Source organism: Pseudomonas sp. MEJ108 (assembly GCF_030208985.1).
Taxonomy (GTDB): domain Bacteria; phylum Pseudomonadota; class Gammaproteobacteria; order Pseudomonadales; family Pseudomonadaceae; genus Aquipseudomonas; species Aquipseudomonas fragariae.
On the sequence record NZ_JARVSW010000029.1, the window covers coordinates 228,349 to 253,972 of the forward strand.

At 59.8% G+C, this 25,624-nt stretch carries 26 protein-coding genes; 11 read left to right on the top strand and 15 right to left on the bottom strand.

What is annotated here, in order from left to right; genetic code table 11:
- The first annotated feature begins 14 nt into the window (after nucleotides 1-14).
- The 4 genes from pstB (at nucleotide 15) to QRN50_RS15750 (ending at nucleotide 3,862) form a co-directional block, all read left to right on the top strand.
- The gene (gene pstB, locus QRN50_RS15735; RefSeq protein ID WP_003401255.1) at nucleotides 15-848 is read left to right on the top strand and encodes a phosphate ABC transporter ATP-binding protein PstB; all 834 of its coding nucleotides are present in this window, start codon (nucleotides 15-17) and stop codon (nucleotides 846-848) included.
- A gap of 70 nt (nucleotides 849-918) precedes the next feature.
- The gene (gene phoU, locus QRN50_RS15740; RefSeq protein ID WP_003401254.1) at nucleotides 919-1,680 is read left to right on the top strand and encodes a phosphate signaling complex protein PhoU; all 762 of its coding nucleotides are present in this window, start codon (nucleotides 919-921) and stop codon (nucleotides 1,678-1,680) included.
- A 204-nt stretch (nucleotides 1,681-1,884) separates the two neighbouring features.
- Nucleotides 1,885-2,769 (top strand): response regulator, encoded by an 885-nt coding sequence (locus QRN50_RS15745; RefSeq protein WP_003401252.1) that lies wholly within the window; start codon nucleotides 1,885-1,887, stop codon nucleotides 2,767-2,769.
- A gap of 190 nt (nucleotides 2,770-2,959) precedes the next feature.
- Nucleotides 2,960-3,862: a peptidoglycan DD-metalloendopeptidase family protein gene (locus QRN50_RS15750; RefSeq protein ID WP_003401249.1), complete on the top strand. Its 903-nt coding sequence runs from the start codon at nucleotides 2,960-2,962 to the stop codon at nucleotides 3,860-3,862.
- 469 nt (nucleotides 3,863-4,331) lie between these two features.
- Here the strand turns inward: QRN50_RS15750 and QRN50_RS15755 are convergent, their stop codons facing one another.
- The 5 genes from QRN50_RS15755 to QRN50_RS15775 all read right to left on the bottom strand — a co-directional run bounded on the left by QRN50_RS15755 (nucleotide 4,332) and on the right by QRN50_RS15775 (nucleotide 9,462).
- The gene (locus QRN50_RS15755; protein ID WP_003367992.1) at nucleotides 4,332-5,672 is read right to left on the bottom strand and encodes a hemolysin family protein; all 1,341 of its coding nucleotides are present in this window, start codon (nucleotides 5,670-5,672) and stop codon (nucleotides 4,332-4,334) included.
- Nucleotides 5,673-5,771: 99 nt separating this feature from the next.
- Nucleotides 5,772-7,094, bottom strand: a complete 1,323-nt coding sequence (gene phoR / locus QRN50_RS15760; protein WP_003401247.1) for a phosphate regulon sensor histidine kinase PhoR — start codon at nucleotides 7,092-7,094, stop codon at nucleotides 5,772-5,774.
- Nucleotides 7,095-7,154: 60 nt separating this feature from the next.
- A complete protein-coding gene (phoB, locus tag QRN50_RS15765) occupies nucleotides 7,155-7,844 on the bottom strand; it encodes a phosphate regulon transcriptional regulator PhoB (RefSeq protein WP_002555882.1) in 690 nt (229 codons plus the stop codon).
- Between the two features lie 167 nt (nucleotides 7,845-8,011).
- Nucleotides 8,012-8,902, bottom strand: coding sequence for a 4-hydroxybenzoate octaprenyltransferase (ubiA, locus tag QRN50_RS15770; protein ID WP_024652672.1), 891 nt, complete (start codon nucleotides 8,900-8,902; stop codon nucleotides 8,012-8,014).
- Entirely contained in the window at nucleotides 8,902-9,462 is a 561-nt protein-coding gene (locus QRN50_RS15775) for a chorismate--pyruvate lyase family protein (protein WP_011269385.1), read from the bottom strand. Before QRN50_RS15775 ends, ubiA begins: the two co-directional genes overlap by 1 nt.
- A gap of 189 nt (nucleotides 9,463-9,651) precedes the next feature.
- On the opposite strand from QRN50_RS15775, the gene QRN50_RS15780 reads away from it, so the two are divergent.
- The 5 genes from QRN50_RS15780 (at nucleotide 9,652) to QRN50_RS15800 (ending at nucleotide 12,733) form a co-directional block, all read left to right on the top strand.
- Complete coding sequence (locus QRN50_RS15780) at nucleotides 9,652-9,819, top strand: rubredoxin (protein ID WP_003401239.1); 168 nt, start codon at nucleotides 9,652-9,654, stop codon at nucleotides 9,817-9,819.
- 63 nt (nucleotides 9,820-9,882) lie between these two features.
- Nucleotides 9,883-11,031 (top strand): NAD(P)/FAD-dependent oxidoreductase, encoded by a 1,149-nt coding sequence (locus tag QRN50_RS15785; protein ID WP_011269384.1) that lies wholly within the window; start codon nucleotides 9,883-9,885, stop codon nucleotides 11,029-11,031.
- 192 nt (nucleotides 11,032-11,223) lie between these two features.
- Complete coding sequence (locus tag QRN50_RS15790) at nucleotides 11,224-11,499, top strand: HU family DNA-binding protein (protein WP_011269383.1); 276 nt, start codon at nucleotides 11,224-11,226, stop codon at nucleotides 11,497-11,499.
- A gap of 247 nt (nucleotides 11,500-11,746) precedes the next feature.
- Nucleotides 11,747-12,190, top strand: a complete 444-nt coding sequence (locus tag QRN50_RS15795; protein ID WP_003401233.1) for a hypothetical protein — start codon at nucleotides 11,747-11,749, stop codon at nucleotides 12,188-12,190.
- A 165-nt stretch (nucleotides 12,191-12,355) separates the two neighbouring features.
- On the top strand, nucleotides 12,356-12,733 hold the full coding sequence (locus QRN50_RS15800) for a hypothetical protein (protein WP_011269382.1): 378 nt from the start codon (nucleotides 12,356-12,358) through the stop codon (nucleotides 12,731-12,733).
- Here QRN50_RS15800 and QRN50_RS15805 read toward each other — a convergent pair whose 3' ends face one another.
- The 10 genes from QRN50_RS15805 to QRN50_RS15850 all read right to left on the bottom strand — a co-directional run bounded on the left by QRN50_RS15805 (nucleotide 12,734) and on the right by QRN50_RS15850 (nucleotide 22,522).
- Nucleotides 12,734-14,695, bottom strand: coding sequence for a DUF7844 domain-containing protein (locus QRN50_RS15805; protein WP_058823319.1), 1,962 nt, complete (start codon nucleotides 14,693-14,695; stop codon nucleotides 12,734-12,736). It lies immediately after the preceding gene.
- Nucleotides 14,692-15,012 (bottom strand): DUF2388 domain-containing protein, encoded by a 321-nt coding sequence (locus QRN50_RS15810; protein ID WP_003316115.1) that lies wholly within the window; start codon nucleotides 15,010-15,012, stop codon nucleotides 14,692-14,694. The genes QRN50_RS15805 and QRN50_RS15810 overlap by 4 nt, the downstream gene beginning before the upstream one ends.
- A 38-nt stretch (nucleotides 15,013-15,050) precedes the next feature.
- Nucleotides 15,051-15,356 carry a DUF2388 domain-containing protein gene (locus QRN50_RS15815; RefSeq protein WP_003401226.1) on the bottom strand — a complete coding sequence of 102 codons (306 nt, stop codon included), beginning with the start codon at nucleotides 15,354-15,356 and terminating at the stop codon, nucleotides 15,051-15,053.
- A gap of 86 nt (nucleotides 15,357-15,442) precedes the next feature.
- Nucleotides 15,443-15,760, bottom strand: a complete 318-nt coding sequence (locus QRN50_RS15820; protein WP_003340363.1) for a DUF2388 domain-containing protein — start codon at nucleotides 15,758-15,760, stop codon at nucleotides 15,443-15,445.
- Between the two features lie 311 nt (nucleotides 15,761-16,071).
- Complete coding sequence (locus tag QRN50_RS15825; RefSeq protein ID WP_002555870.1) at nucleotides 16,072-16,287, bottom strand: DUF1127 domain-containing protein; 216 nt, start codon at nucleotides 16,285-16,287, stop codon at nucleotides 16,072-16,074.
- A gap of 285 nt (nucleotides 16,288-16,572) precedes the next feature.
- Entirely contained in the window at nucleotides 16,573-18,102 is a 1,530-nt protein-coding gene (gene scpC, locus QRN50_RS15830) for a succinyl-CoA:acetate CoA-transferase ScpC (protein WP_024660868.1), read from the bottom strand.
- A 179-nt stretch (nucleotides 18,103-18,281) separates the two neighbouring features.
- A complete protein-coding gene (locus QRN50_RS15835; protein ID WP_024639005.1) occupies nucleotides 18,282-19,736 on the bottom strand; it encodes an NAD(P)(+) transhydrogenase (Re/Si-specific) subunit beta in 1,455 nt (484 codons plus the stop codon).
- Nucleotides 19,733-20,056 (bottom strand): NAD(P) transhydrogenase subunit alpha part 2, encoded by a 324-nt coding sequence (locus QRN50_RS15840; RefSeq protein ID WP_096127286.1) that lies wholly within the window; start codon nucleotides 20,054-20,056, stop codon nucleotides 19,733-19,735. Before QRN50_RS15840 ends, QRN50_RS15835 begins: the two co-directional genes overlap by 4 nt.
- A 10-nt stretch (nucleotides 20,057-20,066) precedes the next feature.
- Nucleotides 20,067-21,188 carry a Re/Si-specific NAD(P)(+) transhydrogenase subunit alpha gene (locus tag QRN50_RS15845; RefSeq protein ID WP_096127287.1) on the bottom strand — a complete coding sequence of 374 codons (1,122 nt, stop codon included), beginning with the start codon at nucleotides 21,186-21,188 and terminating at the stop codon, nucleotides 20,067-20,069.
- Between the two features lie 419 nt (nucleotides 21,189-21,607).
- Complete coding sequence (locus tag QRN50_RS15850) at nucleotides 21,608-22,522, bottom strand: LysR family transcriptional regulator (protein ID WP_003401219.1); 915 nt, start codon at nucleotides 22,520-22,522, stop codon at nucleotides 21,608-21,610.
- Between the two features lie 153 nt (nucleotides 22,523-22,675).
- On the opposite strand from QRN50_RS15850, the gene QRN50_RS15855 reads away from it, so the two are divergent.
- Both QRN50_RS15855 and QRN50_RS15860 read left to right on the top strand, forming a co-directional pair.
- Nucleotides 22,676-23,857, top strand: a complete 1,182-nt coding sequence (locus QRN50_RS15855) for an acyl-CoA dehydrogenase (RefSeq protein WP_003401217.1) — start codon at nucleotides 22,676-22,678, stop codon at nucleotides 23,855-23,857.
- Between the two features lie 9 nt (nucleotides 23,858-23,866).
- A complete protein-coding gene (locus tag QRN50_RS15860; protein WP_192873912.1) occupies nucleotides 23,867-25,090 on the top strand; it encodes a CaiB/BaiF CoA transferase family protein in 1,224 nt (407 codons plus the stop codon).
- Nucleotides 25,091-25,624: the final 534 nt, after the last annotated feature.

Genomic DNA, 25,624 nt, shown 5'->3' on the forward strand with positions numbered 1-25,624 from the left:
CACAGGAGCAATCCATGCAGCATGAAAGCCCGACGAGTGGCATGAACATGTCGGCCCTGAGGCGGCACAAGCAACGCCTGGATCTGGCCGACGAGAGCGTGGCCATCGAAGTGCCAGGCCTGAATCTGTTCTATGGCGACAAGCAGGCGCTGTTCGATATTGCCCTGAATATCCCGAAGCAGAAGGTAACCTCGTTCATCGGCCCGTCCGGGTGCGGCAAGTCGACGTTGTTGCGCTGCTTCAACCGCATGAACGACCTGGTCGATGGTTGCCGGGTCGAGGGCGCGATCAACCTGTACGGGCATAACATCTACACCAAGGGCGAGGAAGTCGCCGAGTTGCGTCGACGCGTCGGCATGGTGTTTCAGAAGCCCAATCCGTTCCCCAAGACGATTTATGAAAACGTGGTCTACGGGCTGCGCATTCAGGGGATCAACAAGAAGCGCGTGCTCGATGAAGCTGTCGAGTGGGCGCTGAAAGCCGCTGCGCTCTGGGATGAAGTCAAGGATCGACTGCATGAGTCGGCATTGGGTTTGTCCGGGGGGCAGCAGCAGCGTCTGGTCATTGCCCGAACGATCGCCGTGGAGCCGGAAGTCCTGCTGCTCGACGAACCCTGTTCGGCACTTGATCCGATTTCGACTCTCAAGGTCGAAGAACTGATCTACGAACTGAAATCGAAATACACCATTGTGATCGTTACCCACAACATGCAGCAGGCGGCTCGGGTGTCGGATTACACCGCGTTTATGTACATGGGCAAGCTTGTCGAGTTCGGTGATACGGATACCTTGTTCACCAACCCGGCAAAAAAACAGACAGAAGACTACATCACCGGTCGTTACGGGTAGTACGTGCTTCGTCAGCCCTGAACCACCGCTGCGTTTTCGCAATTAACCGGACGTTCCAAGGACACCCAGCATGATCCACAAAGACAGCCATACGCATCACATTTCCCAACAGTTCAACGCTGAACTCGAAGATGTTCGCAGCCATTTGCTCGAAATGGGTGGCCTGGTCGAGAAGCAGGTGAACGATTCGGTCACGGCGTTGATCGAGGCCGACTCCGGTCTTGCCCAGCGTGTTCGCGAGGTCGACGACCGGATCAATCAGATGGAACGCAGCATCGACGAAGAGTGCCTGCGCATTCTGGCTCGTCGCCAGCCTGCGGCGTCCGACCTGCGCCTGATCATCAGCATTTCCAAGTCGGTGATCGACCTGGAGCGCATTGGTGATGAAGCCACCAAGATCGCACGCCGTGCCATCAAGCTTTGCGAAGAGGGCGAGGCGCCGCGTGGTTACGTCGAGGTGCGTCACATCGGCGATCAGGTGCGCAACATGGTGCGCGATGCGCTGGACTCGTTCGCCCGCTTCGACGCCGAGCTGGCCCTGTCGGTTGCGCAGTACGACAAGACCATCGACCGCGAGTACAAGACGGCTCTGCGCGAGCTGGCGACCTACATGATGGAAGATCCACGCTCGATCTCCCGGGTACTGGACATCATCTGGGTGCTGCGCTCTCTGGAGCGAATTGGCGACCATGCACGCAACATTTCCGAACTGGTGATCTACCTGGTGCGCGGGACCGACGTGCGGCACATGGGTCTCAAGCGCATGAAGGAAGAAGTGCAGGGTATATCGAGCGAAACCGCTAATGTTCCGGGCGACGCTGACGATAAGTAAGATTGCCTGCGAGAAAAACGCCCAGCACGCGCTGGGCGTTTTTCGTTGTGCAGATCAGTATTTCCCGTCGCCAGCGGATTAAATGCCGCGGCGCAGTCAATCAATATGGCAGTTGGCTATCAGTCAACGCTATGCTTGCCGAAACAAAGGGCGTGTTGGCATACCGCAGTTCGCCTCCAGGTGAACACGCCCGCAGGAGCGTCGATGAGTAAGGTCAGTGTATTGGTGGTGGATGACGCGACTTTCATTCGCGACTTGGTCAAGAAAGGGCTGCGCAATTATTTTCCCGGGATTCATACCGAGGACGCGGTCAATGGTCGCAAGGCTCAGACGTTGCTGGGCAAAGAGGCGTTCGATCTGATCCTGTGCGACTGGGAAATGCCAGAAATGTCCGGCCTTGAGCTGTTGACATGGTGCCGCCAGCAAGACAATTACCTGAGAACCGTTCCGTTCATCATGGTGACCAGCCGTGGTGACAAGGAAAACGTCGTGCAGGCCATTCAGGCTGGAGTGACCGATTTTGTCGGCAAGCCGTTCACCAATGAACAGTTGCTGACCAAGGTCAAGAAAGCGCTGGCAAAAGTCGGCAAGCTTGACGCTGTCATGTCCACAGCCCCGGCACGCATGAACTCGCCGCTCAATGACTCGCTGAGTGCATTGACCGGTGGCAAGGCCGAAGTGGTTCGTAGCGCGCCTGCTGCTGCCGCAGCTCCCAAGCCAGCACCTGCACCCGCCAGATCGGCAGAGCCGACCGGTCGCGGACAGGGCCAGTTGCGTCTGCCCAACGGCATTCAGTCGTGCGTGATCAAGGCCCTCACCCTGAAAGACGCCACGCTGGTGATTCGCGTCAGCGAAAACCTGCCGCAGGTACTCGACAGCGCGGTGCTGGACCTTGAGCAGGGCGAGAGCAACGAAGTCGCGCGCCTGAATGGCTACCTGCACTCGGTTGCCGCGTTCGAGCAGAAGCCCGACAGCGAATGGCTGCAGGTGTCTTTCCGTTTCGTCGACCAGGATGCGCAGAAGCTCGACTATCTGTCGCGTCTGATTGCACGCGGTACGGCGCAGAAGCACTTTATCCCGGGTGCCTGACATCCACCTCTGAGCTGAACGGCATGCCCACGCTGCGTCAGCTTTGCGCGGTGTTACACAACACCGCGTACCGGCGCTCTGGCGTGCCTTCCTTGACGCTTCATTCATGTCCGATTGATACCCTTGCGTCCTCTTCTGCCTGCAAGGCTGCTAGGCTTGGCACCCAGTGCCCTTGAACCCGACCATCCCGATGCTTGAACGCCTGCTTATCCTGTTTGCCCTGACGTTGACTGTGCAGTCGGCCGGGGCGGTCACGATTTATAAATTCACCGATGCCAATGGCGTGGTGTCCTTCTCGGACCGGCCGACGCCCGGCGCATCGGTCATGGTGTTTCGGGACCGCATGGTCGAGCGTATCGACGGCCAGGTGCACTTGAGTGTCAGACGTGAAAAGGGCGTACACAGTCTGTACGTGCGCAATGATCTGTATGCCCCGGTCGAGGTCGAACTCAAGCTTTCCAGTGTGACCAACGTGCTGGGGGTCTCTGGCTCGTCGGCAACGCTGCGCCGCACGATCCCTGCGCGCAGCAACCAGCGCGTGGTGGTCTTGAGCCCCAAGGTGGGCAGCAAGCCGATGAACTACGCCTCGATGCTGAGTTCAACCCTGGGAGACCCCAAAGGCTCGGTGCAAGCCTACAAATACCCGCTGCCGTGGATTGGCGGCCCGTTCCGCCTGACTCAGGGCCCGAATGGCAGGTACAGCCATTACGGCGTCAAGGGGCGCTATGCAATGGACATCGCCATGCCGGAGGGAACGCCGATCATTGCCGCGCGCGGCGGCACGGTGGTGAAGATCGAAAACAGCCAGTCAGGGCGGGGCTCGAATGCGTCAGGCAACTTTGTGCGCATCTTGCACGACGACGGCACCATGGGCGTCTACCTGCACCTGATGCGCGGCTCGGTGAGTGTCAGGGAAGGTCAGCGGGTGAGTGTCGGAACAGCGCTGGCACGGTCGGGCAACACCGGCAACAGCACCGGCCCGCACCTGCACTTTGTCGTGCAGCGCAACTCGGGCAATGAACTGGTCTCGATCCCCTACGAATTCGCCACACCGGTGCAGAGCCTGCCCAACTTCGCCGTCGGCGGGAATTGAGCAGGGGGCCATTCATAGCTCCCACGCCCTGCGTCCGATCCTGAACATGGGGCGCGGCGCAGATTTGTGACGCGGAGCGTCACGCAAGGCATTCCCACGCTGGAGCGTGAGGAACGATAGGCGGCAGGTAGATCACCATCGTGCCCATGCTCCAGCGTGGGCATGCCGTTCTGGACGCTCTGCGTCCTCTCCTGAACATGGGGCGCGGCGCAGATTTGTGACGCGGAGCGTCACGCAAGGCAGTCCACTGGAGCGTGAGGAACGATAGTCGTCAGGTAGAACACCTATCGTGCCCATGCTCCGCGTGGGTATGCCGTTCTGGACGCTCCGCGTCCTGGCCTGAGCATGGGGTGCGGCGCAGGGTTGTGACGCGGAGCGTCGCGAAATGCATTCCCACTGGAGCGTGAGGAACGATGGGCGTCCGGTAGAACACCCTGCGCCCGATGCTGAACAGGCGCCGCTGATCGGGTCAGTCCAGCTTCAGCACCTTGGCCAGGACGATTTTCGGGCCTTTCATCTTCTTGATGATGATGCGCAGGCCTTCGACTTCCAGCTGTTCCTCTTCTTCCGGCACGCGCTTGAGCGTGTCGTAGATCAGACCGGCCAGTGTCTCGGCTTCGATGTGATCCAGGTCGACGCCCAGCAGGCGCTCGATCTTGAACAATGGCGTGTCACCGCGTACCAGCAGTTTGCCGGGCTGATAGGCGAGAATGCCGCGCTCTACCTTGCGGTGTTCGTCCTGGATGTCGCCCACCAGCACTTCGAGCACGTCTTCCATGGTCAGGTAGCCCACGATCTTGCCGTCGGCTTCTTCCACCACGGCGAAGTGCGCGCCACCCTTGCGGAACTGCTCGAGCAACTGCGACAGCGGCATGTGCCGGGAAACACGTTCCAGCGGGCGGGTCAGCTCGGCCAGGTTGAACGACTCCGGAATATGGTCCAGCGCTGCCAGTTCCAGCAGCAGGTCCTTGATGTGCAGCAGGCCGACGAACTCGCCACGTTCAGCGTCATACAGCGGATAACGGCTGAATTTGTGACGGCGGAACAAGGCAAGGATTTCCTTGAGCGGCGCATTGAAGTCCAGTGACACCATGTCTTCGCGGGAGTTGGCCCAGTCGACCACTTCCAGCTCGCCCATTTCCACAGCCGACGCCAGCACACGCATGCCCTGATCGCTGGGGTCCTGGCCACGGCTGGAGTGCAGGATCAGTTTCAATTCGTCGCGGCTGTAGCTGTGTTCATGGTGCGGGCCGGGCTCACCCTGGCCGGCGATGCGCAAAATGGCGTTGGCGCTGGCGTTGAGCAGGTAGATGGCCGGGTACATCAACCAGTAGAAGAAGTACAACGGCGCCGCTGTCCACAGCGACAACAGCTCCGGTTTGCGGATCGCCCAGGATTTGGGGGCCAGCTCGCCGATGACGATGTGCAGATAGGAAATGATGAAGAAGGCGGTAAAGAACGACACGCCCTTGATCAATTCCGGAGTGTCCACGCCCATCGCCGCGAGCAACGGCTCCAGCAGGTGCGCGAAGGCCGGTTCACCGACCCAGCCCAGGCCCAGAGAGGCGAGGGTGATCCCCAGCTGGCAGGCCGAAAGGTAGGCGTCCAGCTGGCCATGGACCTTGCGCAGAATGTGCCCGCGCCAGCCGTTCTTGTCGGCAATGGCTTCAACCTTGGTCGAGCGCAGTTTGACCATGGCGAACTCTGCCGCAACGAAAAAGCCGTTGAGCAGGACCAGGAACAAAGCAAAAAGAATCATGCCGAAATCGGCGAAGAGTGAAGACAGGTTAAAACTAGGGGAAGGGTCCATGATTGGGTTTTGCAGGGTCCGTATTAACAGGAAGAGGGTCGTGTCACGCCAGAGAGGACGCTATGAACCCGGCAATGTAGCGGCTCGAAGCGGGATTGCCTAGTAGTCTGAATCGTCGCTCGCGGGTTTGGACAACTGAGCGCTGGCAAAGTGACAGGTAAAAACACTGCCCTTGCCGAGAACACTGTTGATCTCAAGGTTGCCGCGATGGCGCAGCAGCACATGTTTGACGATGGCCAGACCGAGCCCTGTACCGCCAGTATTGGACGCGCGGCTGGTATCGACCCGGTAGAAGCGCTCCGTCAGGCGCGGCAGGTGTTTGGTCTCGATGCCGATCCCTGAATCCTGCACGCTCAGGTGCGCGCCCCGTTCGTCGGCCCACCAGCGAACACGTATCACGCCCTCGGCCGGGGTGTATTTGACGGCATTGAAAATCAGGTTGGAAAACGCGCTGCGCAGTTCGCTTTCGCTGCCCTTGAGGCGCATGTCGCTTTCCAGGCTGAGGTGGATCTGCTGGTTCTTGCTGCCCGACAGCGCGTTGGCATCGGCGGTGATGGTCTTGAGCAGGGAATTGACGACCACCGGGTGGTTGTCCGAGGGGTAATCGGTGGCCTCGAGCTTGGCCAGCAACAGCAGGTCGTTGAGCAGCGTCTGCATGCGCCCGCCCTGCTGATGCATCTGTTGCAGCGCACGTACCCAGCGTGGATTGACCTCGTCCACGTTGTCGAGCAGCGTTTCCAGGTAGCCGAAGATCACCGTGAGCGGCGTCCGCAACTCGTGAGACACGTTGGCGACGAAGTCTTTGCGCATCTGCTCCAGCTGATGAATGCGCGTCACGTCGCGCACCAGCATCAGATGCTCATTGTTGCCATAACGGGTGATCAGCAACTGAATGCGCAGGCGATCGTTGGTCGGCGACGGGATTTCCAGCGGCTCGCTGTAGTCGCCCAACGCAAAGTATTCCTTGAAACGTGGATGCCGCACCAGGTTGGTCACGGGCTGCCCGCTGTCCTGCGGCGTCTTCAGGCCCAGCAGGGTTTCAGCGGCACGGTTCCACCACTCCAGATTGCCGTCGCTGTCGAGCATGATCACCGCATCACGCAGCGCGGCGGTGGATTCCTGCACGCGGTCAATGACCGCCTGAAGGCGACCGCGGACGCGTTGATCACGACGTTGCAGGTGATAAATGCTATCGAAGACCTCGCCCCACAGACCGTAACCGTCCGGAGGCGGCTCGTCGGCCTTGTGGCTGCTCAGCCATTCATGCAGGCGCAACAGTTGCTTGAGGGTCCAGGCCAGATACAGCCCCAGCCCGGCGGCCAGGCTCCAGGCATATTGCCCACTGATCAGGCCGACCAACAGGCAGGCGGTGACCAGCAACAACATGTGGCGTATCAGAGTGCCGTGCCAATTTTGATTCAATTAGGGGTAAATCCTTGTCTGGTCTGCACCGGCCCTTGCCCTGCGTCGACGCAGCGGTTGTCAGCTTTTGGTCGAGAAACGATAGCCAGTGCCGCGTACGGTTTGTACCAGATTTTCATACGCATCCCCCAAAGCCTTGCGCAGGCGGCGGATGTGAACATCGACGGTGCGTTCCTCGACGTAGACGTTGCCGCCCCATACCTGATCCAGCAACTGACCGCGCGTGTAGGCGCGCTCCTGGTGGGTCATGAAGAACTGCAGCAGACGGTATTCGGTCGGGCCCATTTCGGCCGGTTTGCCGTCGATGGTGACACGGTGGCTGATCGGGTCGAGCAGCAGGCCGCCGACTTCGATGGGCGCTTCGCCGTCAGTCGGGCCAGCGCGACGCAGCACAGCCTTGAGGCGTGCCACCAACTCGCGGGGCGAGAAAGGCTTGGTGATGTAATCGTCGGCGCCGACTTCCAGGCCCTGAATCTTGTTGTCCTCCTCACCCTTGGCGGTGAGCATGATGATCGGGATGTCCCCGGTCAGTTCATCACGCTTGAGGCGCCGGGCCAGTTCGATGCCGGACGTGCCAGGCAGCATCCAGTCGAGCAGAATCAGGTCAGGCTTGCGGTCCACGATGATCGCGTGGGCCTGCTGAGAGTTTTCGGCTTCAATACAGTCGTATCCAGCCATTTCCAACGCAACGGCGATCATTTCGCGAATTGGCGCTTCGTCGTCAACGATCAGGATGCTCCTGCCAGCCATGCTCGAACCTCTTGTCATTTAACTGTCTTGGGGCGCATTAGATAACGGAATTATTGCAGTCGTGTGACAGGTCTGAATGAGGCTAGCACGCTGACAGGCTGCGGGGGCGCGCAGGCCCCGCGATCCTGAAGTTATTTAATTCGTGCTCAGGCTGGCGCTGGCTGTTTTCAACGCACCGCGTAGTCGGCGACGATGCCCAGGAATATCGCCAGCCCGGCCCAGTGATTGTGCAGGAAGGCCTTGAAGCAGGCGTCTCGCTCGCGCTCACGGGTGCTCCAGAATTCCCAGGCAAAGCAGCCTGCCGCTGCCAGCAGACCGATGTAGAAACACGCGCCCAGTTCGAAGCGCGCACCGGCCAGCATCAGGCAGCCCAGTGCCAGCCCTTGCAGGGTCAGGATGATGACCCGGTCGGCATCGCCGAACAGGACGGCCGTGGATTTCACGCCGATTTTCAGGTCGTCGTCGCGATCGACCATGGCGTAGTAGGTGTCGTAGCCCACGGTCCACAGCAGGTTGGCGATGTACAGCAGCCAGGCTGCAGCGGGCAGTTCTCCGGTTTCGGCAGTGAAGGCCATCGGCATGCCCCACGAGAACGCAGCCCCCAGTACCACTTGCGGGTAATAGGTGTAGCGCTTCATGAACGGATAGCTGGCCGCCAGGGCGAGACCGCCGAACGACAGCCAGATAGTCGCCGCGTTGGTAAACAGCACCAGCACAAAGCTCAGGCCGACCAGCACCGCAAACAGCACCAGTGCTTCCCTTGAGCTGACTTTGCCGCTGACCAGCGGACGCTGCTCGGTGCGTTTGACGTGGCCATCCACCTTGCGGTCGGCGAAGTCATTGATCACACAGCCTGCCGCGCGCATCAGAAAGACGCCGAGCACAAAAATGCACACGGTCTGCAGCGACGGCGCGCCTTTGCCTGCAATCCAGACCGCCCACAGGGTCGGCCACAGCAGCAGGTAGACGCCGATGGGCTTGTCGATGCGCGTCAGCTGGATGAAGTCCCAGGCGCGCGGGCTCAGACGATTGAGGGATTTGAGGAGGGACAGGTACATCAGACGTGGTCCTTGTCATGAATCGCAGTGCACAGGGCAGGCAGGAAAACTTCGGCGACCAGCACGCTCAAGGCATCGCGATCAAAGCGCGAGCGGCGTGCCCACAGTCCGCGCGCTGCATCGGCAGCCGGCAGCCAGGCCTCGGGGTAATGACACACTTCAAGCGTGCCGCGCACGAACGCCGGGTCGCTGAACAGCAACTCACCCAGCGAGCGAGTGCCCAGCTCGTCCATATCCAGGCCACCATCCTGCAGGGCGCTGCGGGCGGCGACACTGCGCGCGAACACCCAGTTGTTGCCGTTACCACGCAGGTACACCTCGCGCACCCAGCCTTCGCCAGCCTCTGGCAGGCCCAGCGCCAGGCACTCGTCAGGGCGCAAGGGCTGCCAGCCTTCAAACTGCGGAAATACGCTGAAACGACCGTCAGACAAACGGTCCAACCGACGAGTGAGGGAGTCCTGATTGAACAACCAGTCGAGCATTACCGGGTCCGGTGCGTCGATCAATTGCTCGCGCTCAAGCCAGGCAGGGCCAATGAATGCGGGGGATTGCTGGGTCACGGTAAGCCAGTTCCGGCAGCCAACGAGGCCGCGAGCTTAGCATGATTGCCGGTCTCGACCGACGGTCGATAGAGCGTCGGGTTATAGAATCAGACTTGCATCCGCGCCTGCCGATCAGTACAACGCCCCTTCAGAAGACGGCAACCGACCGTCGTACGCTATTGAGCCTGATAAACGAGAGAACCTGACATGAAGAAGTGGCAATGCATCGTCTGCGGCCTGGTCTATAACGAAGCCGATGGCTGGCCGGATGACGGAATTGCGCCCGGCACCCTCTGGCAGGATGTGCCTGAAGACTGGATGTGCCCGGATTGCGGCGTGGGCAAGATGGACTTTGAGATGATCGAAATCGGCTGATTGCTGCCCGCAAACAAGGGCTGGCAACAACGAGCACCAGGCACAGTGAAATAGGGAAGAACAATGAGCGCACCTGTCGTCATCATCGGCACCGGCCTTGCGGGGTATAACCTCGCCCGAGAGTTTCGCAAGCTGGACGTGGACACGCCGCTGCTATTGATCACGGCCGACGATGGCCGTTCCTACTCCAAGCCGATGCTCTCTACCGGCTTTGGCAAAAACAAGGAGGCTGACGGCCTGAGCATGGCTGAAGCCGGCGCCATGGCCGATCAGCTCAAGGCCGAGATTCGTACGCACACGCGCATCAGCGGGATCGATGCCGGCCACAAACGCCTGTGGATCGGCGAAGAGGCGGTGTATTACCGCGATCTGGTGCTGGCCTGGGGCGCCGAAACCATTCGTGTACCGGTGGAAGGCGACGCCGGCGACGCGGTTTTCCCGATCAACGATCTTCAGGATTACGCCCGTTTCCGGGCGGCTGCGGCGGGCAAACGCCGGGTGCTGATTCTCGGCGCAGGGCTCATTGGCTGTGAGTTCGCCAACGACCTGATCCTGGGCGGCTATGAAGTGGATCTGGTGGCGCCGTGCGAACAGGTCATGCCGACCCTGTTGCCCCCTGAGGCTGCGGCTGCTGTGAAGTCCGGCCTTGAAAGCCTGGGTGCACGTTTCCATCTGGGGCCGGTGCTGACCCGTCTGAATCGCAATGGTGATGGCCTGCAAGCGCACTTGTCGGACGGGCAGGTGATGGACTGCGACCTGGTGGTGTCAGCCATCGGCCTGCGTCCTCGCATCGAACTGGCCGCTGCCGCCGGGCTGCAGACCGGGCGCGGCATTCTGGTCGACCGCCTGTTGCAAACCTCCCACGCCAACATCCACGCGCTGGGTGATTGCGCTGAAGTCGATGGCCTGAACCTGCTCTACGTGATGCCGTTGATGAGCTGCGCTCGTGCGTTGGCCCAGACGCTGGCCGGAAACCCGACTTCCGTCAAATACGGGCCCATGCCGATCACCGTGAAGACGCCCGCCTGCCCGCTGGTGGTTTCGCCGCCGCCGCGTGGCAGCGATGGCCACTGGAGCGTCGAAGGGCAGGGCGCTGACATCAAGGCGCTGTGTCACGACGCTGATGGCCATCTGCTGGGCTATGCCCTGACAGGCGCTGCGGTTATGGAAAAACTCGCACTCAACAAGGCGTTACCTGCGTTATTGGCGTGATTTCTCGTCATTTTGTCGGATTGACCCTGTATTTCTGCCAATAAACCGCGTTCATGCACTGGCGCGGGTCAGTTCGGCATGCCATCCTCGGTCTTGTCTGCCGCTACGTAGAGCTGTCGCGGCGCCTTGTTGCCGTTGTTTTACAAAAGCGGCGCGGGACATAAAAACAAAAAACCGTAAAAGAGGCTTCATATGCGCAAACCAGATGTTGCAGCCGCCATCGCTGAAAAGGCGGATCTCACCAAAGAACAATCCAATCGCGTTCTCAATGCCATCCTTGAAGAGATTACTGGCGCACTGAACCGCAAGGACAGTGTCACGCTGGTAGGTTTCGGTACTTTTCTGCAACGCCACCGCGGCGCTCGCACTGGCAAGAACCCACAGACCGGGGAGCCGGTTAAAATCAAGGCAAGCAACACGGTTGCCTTCAAACCGGGGAAAGCCCTGAAAGACAGCGTCAATCCTTGACACCCTGTTGTGCGCCTCGGCGGGAGGCGCGCGACCCACAGGCGGGCACACCAATCGGATTGGGTGCCCGTTTCTTGTTTCTGTCGTATGACGCCGATGATGCCTTTCGCTCCCTGCGAGAATTGTCCTACCCCATTGCGTGTAATTGCCTTCCAAAGCCCCAGCTTTGCCTGACTTCTTCTTGTTGTTGATTCCCTTAGAGTGCCGCCCCTGCTGCACCCCTTCAATTACTCTTGGGAAATCTCGAATGAAAAAGCCATGGAAGTTTGCTGCTGTTGCGGCGCTGATCGCCACGACCAGCGGTTGTGTGAGCTACAACGTCAGCCAGCCAAGCGCACCGCTGGAAGGCACGGTCAAAACCGACCTGAAGGCTGACGTCAAGGTTGGCGGCACCATCAGCGGCGAGTCGTCCACCAACGTGCTGTTCAATTTCCTGAGCTTCGGCGGCGATAATCAGTTCGCCGATGGCGTGACCTACGGTGGCGCAAGTGGCGGTGGCGGCCTGGGTCTGGCGTTGCCTGATCCTGTGTCAACGACCAAAGCGGCAGCCGCCTTCAAAGCGGTCAAATCCTCCGGCGCCGATCTGATCGTCGCGCCGCGCTACGAAGTCAGCGTCAAGGACTACTTCATCTTCAAGAAGGTCGATGTAAAGGTCACGGGTAACAAAGGCAGCATCAACAGCATTCGTTGATGTCAGTGTGATGCTGCTTCCCACGCGGAGCAGCATCCTCGCGCTCAACGGCCGTTTAGTGCCGATCTCCTTCGATATCCATTTTGTCCTACAGGTTTTGCGCCGATAACCCGCTACACTGCCACGCCGATCCCGAATCGGAACCCGCGTGTTCAGAGGCCGTGTATGAAATTTCGTTTTCTGTTGTGGATGCTGGGCCTGCTGATGGCTCGCGCCAGTCGTAACAACCCTGCGTTTCAGCAGCAACTGGCTGGCAAGGACCTGACCTTTCAGTTGCAGACCGCAGATGGCAAGGTTGCACGTCACTTCATGGTCCACGATCAGCGGATTCGCAGTGCAAGTGGCACGGTTGCAGAGCCGGCCTTTGCCATCGTGTTTCGTGATGCAGCCTTCGGCTTTGATACCCTGCAGGCGAAGAACAAGCAGCTGGCGTTCATGAAGGGCATTCAGGACAAGGATATTCAGATCAAGGGCAACCCGGCCCTGGTGATCTGGTTCCAGGGCCTGGTCAAATACCTCAAACCGAGAAAGAAAGCCGCCTGATCACGGCAGCTGCAGCCCGCCTGCAGCCTTGTGCAACGCCCTGAGGTGCTCGGACACCTGTTTGAGGTTGGCTTCGTTGGCGGCAATCTCTTTGGCGCGCTCAGGCTCCAGCAGGGCTCGCACTTCCTTGTCGAGATCGCCGGTCAGGCGCTTGAGCTGCTTCTGGCGCTGACTGCTTTCTGCCTCAAGACGCTGCCATTCACCCGCCTGTGGCAAGCCGTAACCGTCGCTGCCCAGCAGCTCGGCAGGCCGGCTGAGGAACCCGCTGCTGGCGAGGATCTCCTGCAGCGTTTTGGTCGCGTTGGAGACTTTGCCGTCCTTCAATTCCCGCGCACCCAGGTAGCTCTGTTTCACTTCGTCCTGGGCCAACAACAGTTGCCTGCGCAGGCTGGCCTGCTCGAGCAGCAGAATCGCAGCGCTGGTACGCAGATCGGCTTTAGCGAACCACTGGCTGCGCTCACTGGCTGGCAGGGCCATCCAGTCTTCCACGGTGTTCTGTTTGATCGGCAGGTGCTTCTTCAGCACTTCGAACATCGCCTGATAGCGGTCGCGATAGGAGTCGAACCGATAGCCCAGACGCAGCGCCTCCTTGGGATCGTCCAGTACGCTGGTGTCAGCCAGCCCACGGCCTTCGAGGACTTCAAGCAAACCGTTGGGCAAAATGCTGTCCAGGCCGACGAGCTTGGGGTTGTGCGTACCGGCGCGCAGCAGTTTGAGGTTTTCAACGGCGCAGTTGTTCGAAAGGAAGTAGTAGTTGCCGTCGTAGCTCCAGTGCATCTCGGCAGCGTGCTGCACCAGCCCTTCTATTTCCGGACGCGACAGCTTGATCGGTACCGACGCCAGGCTGCGCAGTTCGGTCTTGGTGTATTCATCGATGACCTGCGCCAGTGGCAGGACGAACAGGCGCGACGGGTAGGCCCCCATCAGGCCGTCCCAGCTGGACAGCTGCACGTCGCCGACAAACGCCCGGTAAGACAGCACCAGATGCTGATCGAGGTCCAGTCGGCAATCCGGGCCGCGCGGGCGACCGGGTTTGCAGATCACCAGGCGCAACATGCTGTGGCCCCAGCGGCTTGCCCAGTTCTGGTTCGCCTCGGCCAACAGATAATCCACCGCATAGACCCGTTCCGGGTCCAGCTTGCCCAGTGGCTCTCGGCCGAAGTCGCTGCCGGCATTCAGGTAGGGGTAAAACTTTGGGCATTCGTTACGGGCTGCAGGTGCCCAGCCGAAACGCTCCTTGTAATACGCATACAGGGCAGGGCGACGACAGGCGTAGGCCGGATCAAGGAGGAAGTACTCCATGTTCACCGCCACGAATTCCAGCGGGCTGGTGGTTTCGTAGATGTCCGGGCTGCGGGCAACCTGGCCGTTATGTTCCTCGCGGTCGCCACGACGTCCGACATATTGCTGCCAGCCCGCCAGGTCCAGCAGGCGTGGATCGTCACTCAGGGTGAAACGTCGCTCGGTCTGGCCGCGGCAGTTGTCAGGCAGGCCGACCTTGCCCAGCGAACTGCTGCGTGATGTGCAGCGAAAAATCGCCGCTCGCTCGCTGGGCGACCACAGGCGGGCGCGGTCGTAGACGTGGGTCAGCTCATGCAGGACAGTGGCGAGCAACTCACGACGCACCGTGCCGTGTGGTCGGCCCGTCTGGGCGGTGGCGGCCGAGCCGTCCGTCAATGACGCCAGCAGGTGGCTGTTGAGGTACAGCTGATAGGGACCGGCGGCCTGGCCGTAGGCATTCTGCGGCATTTCAGCGGACCAGCTCACCTCGACGGTGCGGTCCAGTGCTTCGACGAAGCTGGGCGGTAACGCATGCAGGGCTTCGTCGAGCAGCGCCTGGCTGGCTTGCTGTTGAGGTGCATCGAGGCCGTCGGTGTGCAGTTCCAGCTTCAGGCTGGCAAAGGCATGCGTACCGACCAGCGACAGCGCGCCAGCGAGCAGCCAGGCGCGAAGCCGCCTCACAATGCGAGGATTGCTTCAGCCAGGGTCTGATCGCTTGCACCGCGCGCTTCCGGCACGCGGGTACGCAGCGTGTCGAACGCAGCATCCAGTTGGGCACCGTGGATATCACCGCCGGTGGCAACGTAGCTGGCAGCATCGTCCTTGGCCTGGAGAACGACCTTGGAATCGCGGATCGATGTGGTGGTGTCGGAAGTGAAATCGATGGTACGGCCGAACGCACGAACGATGATGTTGCTCGTGGCCACAACAGTCTGGGCCTGGGCAAAATCGGCCAGCAAGAGCAGGCCAAGGGAAGCAGCAATCAGCGGGGTACGCATGTAGTGACGTCTCCAGTTACGCGAAGAGGGGAAAGTGGCTATTGGACGAGGATTGCCTGCGCCAGTTCAAGGTCGCTGGCATGAAGTTTTGCATCTGCCTGACGCAGGGCGTGCAGCGCTGACTCAAGCCGGGCACCGCGCATTTCTCCGCCGCTGGCGATGAATGCAGCCGCATCGTCACGGGCAGCCATGATCAGTTTGTTATCGAACGGTCCTGTCGAAACCTGACTGGTGGCGTAGCCGGTCTTGACCAGGCCTTGCGTGGTCGTATCGAACGCTTGAACCTGACTGACGTACATCAGGCTGGCAAAGGGAGCGATATACAGAAGGTGCACTAAACGCATGACTTTCACGAACCGGCAAAACAGCCTCCAAGGCTAGCGCAATGCGCGGGCCAGAGCTACCCCGGCACATGGCCGGGGCGCAGCGGTCAGATGGCCAGGATGGCTTGAGCCAGTTGGCTGTCGCTGGCTTGCAGTTCAGGCAGGACCTGGCGGATATGCTGCAGCGCGCCTTCGAGTCGAGCACTACGGATGTCGCCGGAGCTGGCCACGAAGCTGGCGGCGTCGTCACGGGCGGCAAGAACGATCTTGTCGTCTTTCAGGGAAGAAGAAACGTTGGAGGTCGCGCGCGTCGCTGCATTGACGGCATCGACCACTGCGTCGGTGGTGACAATGAAGCTGGAGGCGTTTGCACCGGCTGCGGCGGTCAACAGAAAGACAGCGCCAAGGTTACGTAGCAGAGACATGATCGAGTTCCGTTGTGGACAAGTGGGCACAGACTGCCTGCGAAGCCGAAGGGCTGAGGTAGAGCGCTAGACTATCCCACCGATACCGCAGTTGTCATGACGGTCGATGGCTTCGGCTTACACAGTTTGCAATATTTGGTAACTGTACCTGCAGTTTTAAGCTTCTTAAAAACTGTACCTGTCTAGCCAGAACTCCTTAATCTGCCCCCTGAAACGACAAAACCCGCCTCAGTTGCCTGAGACGGGTCTTGTATGAAGCAATTCGGGGTGCTGGCAGGAGACCTAAAGGTCAAGGACCAGCGGGCGCATGTTTAGCGCCAGAACGGCTTGCTCAGCTCTTCGTAACGCTGGGATTCGCTGATACCGGCGTCAGCCAGCAGGCGTGCATCCAGACGGGCCAGCTGGTGGCGGCTGGACAGGCGACGCTGCCAGAGCATCAGGTTGGCGAATACGCGCAGAGGCAGAGAGGCTTTTGCGGTGGTAACGGTGCTTTCGCTGAACAGATCGGAACTGATTGTACGTTCCATGGTGTGACTTCCTTCCGCTTGTGGCGGGATAAGTGAGTTGCTTGACTGGTGCCCATTTTCCTCGTGCGCGTCCAGCTTCCATAGACACAGTTCACCTGTATTGTGAGGGTTCAGTTAACTGTGATCGGGCACTGTTTTGTTCATAAATGGGGCAACTGTACCGGTCTGCACTTTATGGGTGCGTTTTGTGGTCGATTGTGGTGATTTTGACCGTTCAAGGCAGTTTTATGACCGGTACAGCAGTACAGTTTTTTCATAAGCCCTTGGGTGCCAGCTGAAAGTGAATCAGAAAAGCGCTTGCTCACTTCCAACTGTCCTGTTCAGGCATGGCAACATGCGCCCGGTTTCTTCCAGGTTGATGTGCCAACTCAGTGCTTCGCGCAGGATGTGCGGGGTGTGCCCGCCCACAGCGCAAGCAGCACTGAAATAGGCGTTCAGCGCGTCGCGATAATCCGGATGCACGCAGTTGTCGATGATCACCCTGGCGCGCTCGCGAGGCGCCAGGCCGCGCAGATCCGCCAGGCCCTGCTCGGTGACCAGGATGTCGACGTCGTGTTCGGTGTGGTCGACATGGCTGACCATGGGCACGACGCTGGATATCGCGCCACCTTTGGCGATCGATTTGGTGACGAAGATCGCCAGGTGCGCGTTGCGCGAGAAGTCTCCGGAACCGCCGATGCCGTTCATCATGCGTGTCCCGCAGATGTGGGTGGAGTTCACATTGCCGTACAGGTCGAACTCCAGCGCGGTATTGATCCCGATGATGCCCAGACGGCGGATCACCTCGGGGTGGTTGGAGATTTCCTGGGGGCGCAACACCAGCCTGGACTTGTAACGATTGAAGTCGGCAAAGACCTCGGCGTGCTTGGCCGCCGACAAGGTCATGGAGCTGCCCGAGGCGAAAGTCAGTTTGCCTGCATCGAACAGGTCGAAGGTCGAGTCCTGCAGCACCTCGGAGTACATCGTCAGGTCCGTGAAGGGCGACGCCAGCAGGCCGTGCATCACGGCGTTGGCAATGTTGCCGATCCCGGCCTGCAGTGGCATCAGCTTGTCGGTCAGCCGGTCTTCGCGCACTTCTTTCTTGAAGAACTCCACCAGATGATTGGCGATGGCCTGCGTGTCCGCATCAGGTGGTGTGACCGTGGAGGGCGAGTCAGGCTGGTTGCTGATGACAATGCCGACTATTTTTGCCGGGTCGATCTTCACCGCGTGGCTGCCGATACGCGAATCGGCCTCCAGGACCGGAATCGGCAGGCGTGTCGGTCTGTAGCTGGGTATATAGATGTCGTGCAGGCCTTCCAGCTCCAGTGGCTGGGACAGGTTGATTTCCACGATGACCTGTTTGGCCAGAATGGCGAAGCTGGCCGAGTTGCCCACGGAGGTACTCAGCACCAAGTGGCCCTCTTCGGTGATCGCCACGCATTCGATCACGGCCAGGTCCACAGCCTTGATCTGCCGATTGCGCAGCAGCTCGACGGTGTCGGACAAATGCTGATCGATGAACATCACCGTGCCGTTGTTGATCGCCTTGCGCAGCGTGCTGTCGACCTGAAAGGGCATGCGCCGGGACAGAACGCCGGACTCGGTCAGTTGCTTGTCCAGGTCATTGCCCAGACTGGCGCCGGTCATCAGACTGATTTTCAGCGGCGTCACTTTGGCGCGCTCGGCCAGCGCGTGGGGTACGGCCTTGGCTTCGCCTGCACGGGTGAAGCCACTCATGCCGACGGTCATGCCGTCTTCAATCAAGGCGGCGGCGTCGGCTGCGCTCATAACCTTGCTCATCAGGGAGGGCCGGCGGATACGGTCACGGTACATGGGTCTGTCTCGTAGATAGAAGCGAACGACAAGTCTAGAGCCTTGGTCGAGCTTCGTCCTGCTACCAAGGTCGCATTTGACCGCTCTAATTAGCGGGTTCCAGCGCAAAACACTGTTACGCGGAATGTAAAAAGCCCCGGTCGCCAAGCGAGCCGGGGCTTCAATGGAACGGGGTCAGGCTAGGCGTTTTCGACGGCCTTCACCATGTCCTCGATCACCTTTTTGGCGTCTCCGAACACCATCATGGTTTTATCCAGATAGAACAACTCGTTATCCAGGCCTGCGTAACCACTGGCCATCGAGCGTTTGTTGACGATGATGGTCTTGGCCTTGAACGCCTCCAGGATCGGCATCCCGGCGATAGGGGATTTCGGATCGTTCTTGGCGGCCGGGTTGACCACGTCGTTGGCACCGAGCACCAGCACCACATCGGCCTGACCGAATTCGGAGTTGATGTCGTCCATCTCGAAGACCTGGTCGTAAGGCACTTCGGCTTCGGCCAGCAGCACGTTCATGTGCCCCGGCATGCGTCCGGCCACCGGGTGAATGGCGTACTTCACAGTGACGCCGCGGTGGACGAGCTTCTCGGTCAGTTCCTTGAGCGCATGCTGGGCACGAGCCACTGCCAGGCCGTAGCCGGGCACGATGATCACGGTATCGGCATTGGTCAGCAAGAAGGTTGCGTCGTCTGCCGAACCTGACTTCACCGGGCGCGCTTCCTTGGCACCCGCCGGGCCTGCCGAGTCCGTTGCGCCGCCGAAGCCACCGCCGATCACGTTGAAGAACGAGCGGTTCATCGCCTTGCACATGATGTAGGAAAGGATCGCGCCCGAGGAGCCTACCAGTGAGCCCGCAATGATCAGCATCGAGTTGTTCAGCGAAAAGCCGATGCCGGCTGCTGCCCAGCCTGAATAGCTGTTGAGCATCGAGACCACCACCGGCATGTCGGCCCCGCCAATCGGGATGATCAGCAGCACACCGATGACGAAGGCCAGCGCCAGCATGATCGCAAAGGCAGTGAGGCTGCCGGTGAACATGAAGGTCAGGCCGAAGAACAGCGTGGCAAGACCCAGGACCAGATTGAGCGTGTGCTGGCCGGCAAACTGTACCGGTGCGCCTTGAAAGAGGCGAAATTTGTATTTGCCCGAGAGTTTGCCGAAAGCGATGACCGAACCCGAGAAGGTAATCGCACCGATGGCTGCACCCAGGAACAGCTCCAGACGGTTGCCGGCCGGAATCGCATCGCCCAGATTGCGAACGATACCCAGCGATTGAGGCTCGACCACGGCAGCTATAGCGATGAATACCGCTGCCAGACCGATCATGCTGTGCATGAACGCCACCAGTTCCGGCATTTTGGTCATTTCGACGCGCTTGGCCATGATCGAGCCAGCGGTTCCGCCCACCAGCAGGCCGACCACAATGTAGCCGATGCCTGCGCTGGTCCCTTCAGCGCTAGACAGTGCCGCCAGTTTGAACACCAGGCCGATTGTGGTGATGACCGCCAGGCCCATGCCGAGCATGCCGAACAGGTTGCCACGGCGCGAGGTGGTCGGGTGCGACAAGCCTTTGAGTGCCTGGATGAAGCAGATCGATGCGATCAGGTACAGCAGAGTAACCAGATTCATGCTCATGACTTGGGCGCCTCATCCTTTGCCTTGGGGGCCTTTTTCCTGAACATCTCCAGCATCCGCCGAGTGACGAGAAACCCGCCAAACACATTCACGGACGCCAGTGCGACCGCCAGCGTGCCCATGGTCTTGCCCAGCGGGGTGACCGTGAGCGCGGCGGCGAGCATGGCGCCGACGATGACGATGGCGGAGATGGCATTGGTGACCGCCATGAGTGGCGTGTGCAGCGCAGGCGTGACATTCCAGACCACGTGGTAGCCGACATAAATCGCCAGTACGAAAATGATCAGGTTGTAGACGCCGGGGGAAATCAGCTCTTCCATTGGTGTGTCCTCAGCCGTTCTTGCGGACAACTTGCCCGTCGCGGCACATCAGGCATGCGGCGACGATGTCGTCTTCGAGGTTGATCGAGAATGTGCCGTCCTTGTCGAACAGCAGCTTCATGAAGTCCAGCAGGTTGCGGGCGTAGAGCGCCGATGCATCGGCTGCGACCAGAGCGGGCAGGTCGGTGTGGCCGACGATGGTCACGCCGTGCTCGACAACCACTTGATCGGCAACGGTCAGCGGGCAGTTGCCGCCCTGTGCAGCGGCCAGGTCGATCACCACCGAGCCTGGTTTCATCTGCGCCACGGTTTCTGCGCCGAGCAGCACCGGTGCCTTGCGGCCGGGAATGAGTGCGGTCGTGATGACGATGTCCGACAGTTTCGCGCGCTCATGCACAGCGGCGGCCTGGCGCTGCATCCAGCTGGCCGGCATGGGCCGCGCGTAGCCGCCAACGCCTTCGGCGCATTCGCGCTCTTCGTCGGTCTCGTAGGGCACATCGATGAATTTCGCGCCCAGCGACTCGATCTGTTCCTTTACTGCCGGACGCACATCCGAGGCTTCTACCACGGCGCCCAGCCTTTTGGCGGTGGCAATGGCCTGCAGACCGGCAACGCCTGCGCCCAGGATCAGCACCCGGGCAGCTTTGACGGTGCCGGCAGCGGTCATCAGCATGGGCATGAAGCGCGGGTAATGATGTGCGGCGAGCAGTACTGCCTTGTAGCCCGCGATGTTGGCTTGTGAAGACAGCACATCAAGGCTTTGCGCGCGCGATGTGCGCGGCGCGGCTTCCAGGGCGAACGCGGTAATGCCGCGTGCAGCCATCTTGCCGATCAGTTCGTTGTTGAAGGGGTTGAGCATGCCGACGACCACCGAGCCACTTTTGATCAGGCTCAGCGCCTCATCGTCAGGTGCGACGACCTTGAGAATCAGTTCGGCCGCATAGGTCTCGTTGCTGTCACCGATCACTGCGCCAGCAGCCTCGTAAGCGCTGTCCGGAACGCTGGCATGAAGGCCCGCGCCGCTTTGCACCGTAACCCTGTGACCCTGGCTGATCAGTTTTTTGATGGTTTCCGGGGTAGCAGCTACCCGGGTTTCGCCCGCTTGTGTTTCGAGAGGAACACCAATGTGCACGACAAATCTCCTGCGCGATTTTTTATCGTTCGTATGTAGGCCAGTGCACTACGGCTGGTGCGTCTGGCTTGGCCAATCAGCACACCCCTTTGCAGCAGGGGCGGGGCATTTTGCAGGCGAAGTTTGCGGGCTTCAATACATTCTGTAACGAAACTATAGATGAACTACAAGTCACACTGTGACCTATTGTCGCACTGATCTGACGAGGACCTTTATCTGTAAGGCTTGTGGCGCTATTCCTTACGAAAAACAGGTGATAGAAGTTTTCTGGCGGAAAACCGGGAAAAGCAGCGAATAGGGCTAAAGTCCCTATAAATAAAGGGGCATGCCGGATTTTTGTGATCAGTGGGAAGTTTCTTCATTGCGACATAAGGTTATATCTGTAGGCGACTTTCGCTATGGACTACCTTTGAACGGCTTCAGGCTTGTTCCTGGGGCAGCCGGTAACGCTGGGCCTGTTCGATCAGCCAGTCACGAAATGCAGTCAGCGAGGCCGATTCCACTTTGCGCTCGGGAATCATCAGGTAATAGGCCTTACTGCTACTGCCGGGCAGTGCGCGGGTGTTTGCGATCACCAGGCGCCTTTCCTGCAGTTCGCGCTGAATGAGGAAGGGCGGAATCAGGGCGATGCCCATGTCGTGCATGGCCGCCTGCGCCAGCATGGAGAACAGCTCGTAGCGCGGGCCGGTCATGTCGCGCGCTACATCCAGATCCTGTGCGTGGAACCATTGCCGCCAGGCGTAGGGCCGGGTGGTCTGTTGCAGCAGCGGCAATTCGGCCAGTTCGCGTGCTTCCAGGCTGTCGCGACCTTCAAGAAAGGAGGGGCTGCAGACCGGCATGGAGTTTTCACCCATCAGCCGATGCGACTGGGTGCCGGACCAGTCGGCATCGCCAAAGTAGATCGCGGCATCGAAGTCGGTGTCGGCAAACAGGAACGGGCGGGTGCGGTTGGTCAGGTGGACCGTGACGTCGGGGTGCTTGTGCTGGAAGTCCTTCAGGCGCGGCAGCAGCCACTGAGTTCCGAAGGTCGGCACCACGGCGAGCTCGATGGCGTTGGCACCTTGCTGGCCCATGACCGACAGTGTGTCACGCTCGACCGCGTCCAGTTGCTGGGACACACGACGACTATAGGACAGCCCCGCTTCCGTGAGCTTTACGCCCCTGCGCGAACGCCGGAACAGCTCAACGCCGAGAAACTCCTCCAGTCCGCCGATTTGCCGACACACAGCGCCTTGCGTGAGGGACAGCTCATTGGCGGCCTTGGTGAAGCTCTCGTGGCGGGCGGCTGCCTCGAAACTGACCAGTGCAGTGGTGCTGGGTATCTTGCGTCTCATGTACTTTCTTCTCACTGATATTTTTGTTTTAGAGCGAATTTTGGTATCACGGAGTGAGAAATTAGCACAGGCGCTTGATAAAACCTCGTTTGTCGCTGGCATGGGCCGGGACTAGGATCGCTGCATGATTTCATCTGAATGCGAGGAACTGGCATGAGCGGTAAGGCAAGCTTTAACTGGATTGACCCCTTGTTGCTGGATCAACAGCTCACTGAAGAAGAGCGCATGGTCCGCGACACGGCCGAGCAGTTCGCCCAGAGCAAGCTGGCCCCGCGCGTGCTGGAAGCATTCCGCCACGAGAAAACCGACCCGGCCATCTTTCGCGAGATGGGCGAAGTGGGGCTGCTGGGGGCGACCATCCCGGAAGAGTTTGGTGGCAGCGGTCTGAATTACGTGTGTTATGGGTTGATTGCGCGCGAAGTCGAGCGTATCGACTCGGGCTACCGTTCAATGATGAGTGTGCAGTCCTCACTGGTCATGGTGCCGATCAACGAGTTCGGTACGCAGGCCCAGAAAGAGAAGTACCTGCCCAAACTGGCTTCGGGCGAATGGATCGGCTGCTTCGGCCTGACCGAGCCTGATCATGGGTCCGATCCTGGAGCGATGATTACCCGTGCCCGGCGTGTCGAGGGTGGTTACCGCTTGAGCGGCAGCAAGATGTGGATCACCAACAGCCCGATCGCCGATGTGTTTGTGGTGTGGGCCAAGGACGATGCCGGCGATATTCGCGGTTTCGTTCTCGAAAAAGGCTGGGCAGGCCTGAGCGCTCCGGCCATTCACGGCAAGGTTGGTTTGCGCGCATCGATCACCGGCGAGATCGTCATGGATAACGTGTTCGTCCCCGAAGAGAACATCTTCCCCGACGTGCGCGGTCTGAAGGGGCCGTTCACCTGCCTCAACTCGGCACGGTACGGCATTTCCTGGGGTGCGCTGGGTGCCGCGGAGTTCTGCTGGCACACCGCGCGACAATACACCCTGGATCGCCAGCAATTCGGGCGTCCGTTGGCGGCCAATCAGCTGATCCAGAAGAAACTGGCAGACATGCAGACCGAAATCACTCTGGCCTTGCAGGGTTGCCTGCGTCTGGGGCGCATGAAGGACGAAGGTACGGCTGCCGTGGAGATCACCTCGATCATGAAGCGCAACTCGTGCGGCAAGTCGCTGGATATCGCGCGCTTGGCGCGCGACATGCTGGGCGGTAATGGCATCTCGGACGAGTTCGGTATCGCTAGGCATCTGGTCAACCTGGAGGTTGTGAATACCTACGAAGGCACGCACGACGTGCATGCGTTGATCCTTGGGCGTGCGCAGACCGGCATTCAGGCTTTCTATTAAGGAGGGCTGATCATGGGGGCGCTTTCGCATATCCGGGTGCTCGACCTGTCGAGAGTCCTGGCCGGGCCATGGGCCGGGCAGATCCTTGCTGACCTCGGCGCTGACGTCATCAAGGTCGAGCGCCCCGGGTGTGGCGATGATACGCGCTCGTGGGGGCCGCCGTTCCTTCAGGATGCTGCGGGGCAGAACACCAGCGAGGCGGCTTATTACCTGTCCGCCAATCGCAACAAGCAGTCAGTGACCATCGACTTCACGCGTCCTGAAGGGCAAAGGCTGGTGCGCGAACTGGCAGCGAAGTCCGACATCGTGATCGAAAACTTCAAGGTCGACGGGCTGGCGGCTTACGGACTGGATTACGAGTCGCTGAGGGCGGTCAACCCGAGGCTGATCTATTGCTCTATTACCGGCTTCGGGCAAAGCGGGCCGTATGCGCGGCGTCCGGGTTACGACTTCATGATCCAGGCGCTTGGCGGCCTGATGAGCCTTACCGGTTTGCCGGAGGGTGAAGAGGGTGCCGGGCCGGTGAAGGTCGGCGTCGCATTGACCGACATCCTGACGGGGCTGTATTCGACGACGGCCATTCTCGCTGCTCTGGCGCATCGTGATCAAAGCGATATCGGCCAGTACATCGATATGGCGCTGCTGGATGTACAAGTAGCCTGTCTGGCCAATCAGGCCATGAACTACCTGACGACAGGGGTAGCGCCAAAACGTTTAGGAAATGCTCATCCCAACATCGTGCCGTATCAGGACTTCCCCACGGCTGATGGCGACCTGATTCTTACCGTCGGCAATGACAGTCAGTTCAGGAAGTTTGCCGCTGTGGTGGGGCAGCCGCAGTGGGCGGAGGATCCGCGCTTCCTGACCAATACGCTACGAGTGGCTCATCGTGCCGAGCTGATTCCGTTGATTCGCCAGGTAACGGTGTTCAAGACCACTGCCCAGTGGGTCAGTGAGCTGGAGGCCGCCGGTGTGCCTTGCGGGCCGGTCAATGACCTGGCCCAGGTGTTTGCCGATCCGCACGTAGTAGCGCGTGGCCTGGCCATAGAGCTTCCCCATGCGCTGGCCGGGCGTGTTCCGCAGGTCGCCAGCCCGATACGGCTGTCTGAGACGCCAGTCGAATACACAAGGGCGCCGCCATTGCTGGGAGAGCATACGGCGCAAGTGCTGCAGGCGCTGCTGGGGATGGGAGAGGAAGAGATCACTCTGCTGCGCGAGGCAGGGGTGCTGTAGCTATATAGAAGAAAGCGTTTGCGACGGGCTCTTCTCTATAGCCAAGGGGCCTTTAAGGTTAATTTTGGCGATTTTGAAATTAACGGTTGACGCCCTCGCTGAGGTGTCTATAATTCGCCCCACTTCCGGCGCAGACGGAAACGAAAAAGCCTTGTAGATCAATAGTTTGCAAGGGTTTGGAGTGAAGAGTCAGCGAGGAAGGAGGTCGGGTCTGGAGTGATCGACAGCGGTGAGAGAAAAGAGTTTGACACGCGGTTGTAACGCTGTAGAATTCGCCTCCCGCTGATGAGCAACTCAAGAGTTGATCGCAGCGCAAGTGGTTGAAGTTGCAAAGGAAACTTTGAAAACTTCTTGAAATAACCGCTTGACAGATACAGAGGACGCTGTAGAATGCGCGCCTCGGTTGAGACGAAAGGTCTTAACCCACCGCTCTTTAACAACTGAATCAAGCAATTCGTGTGGGTGCTTGTGGTGTCAGACTGAAGTCAACAGATTATCAGCAACCCAAGTTACTCCGCGAGAAATCAAAGATGT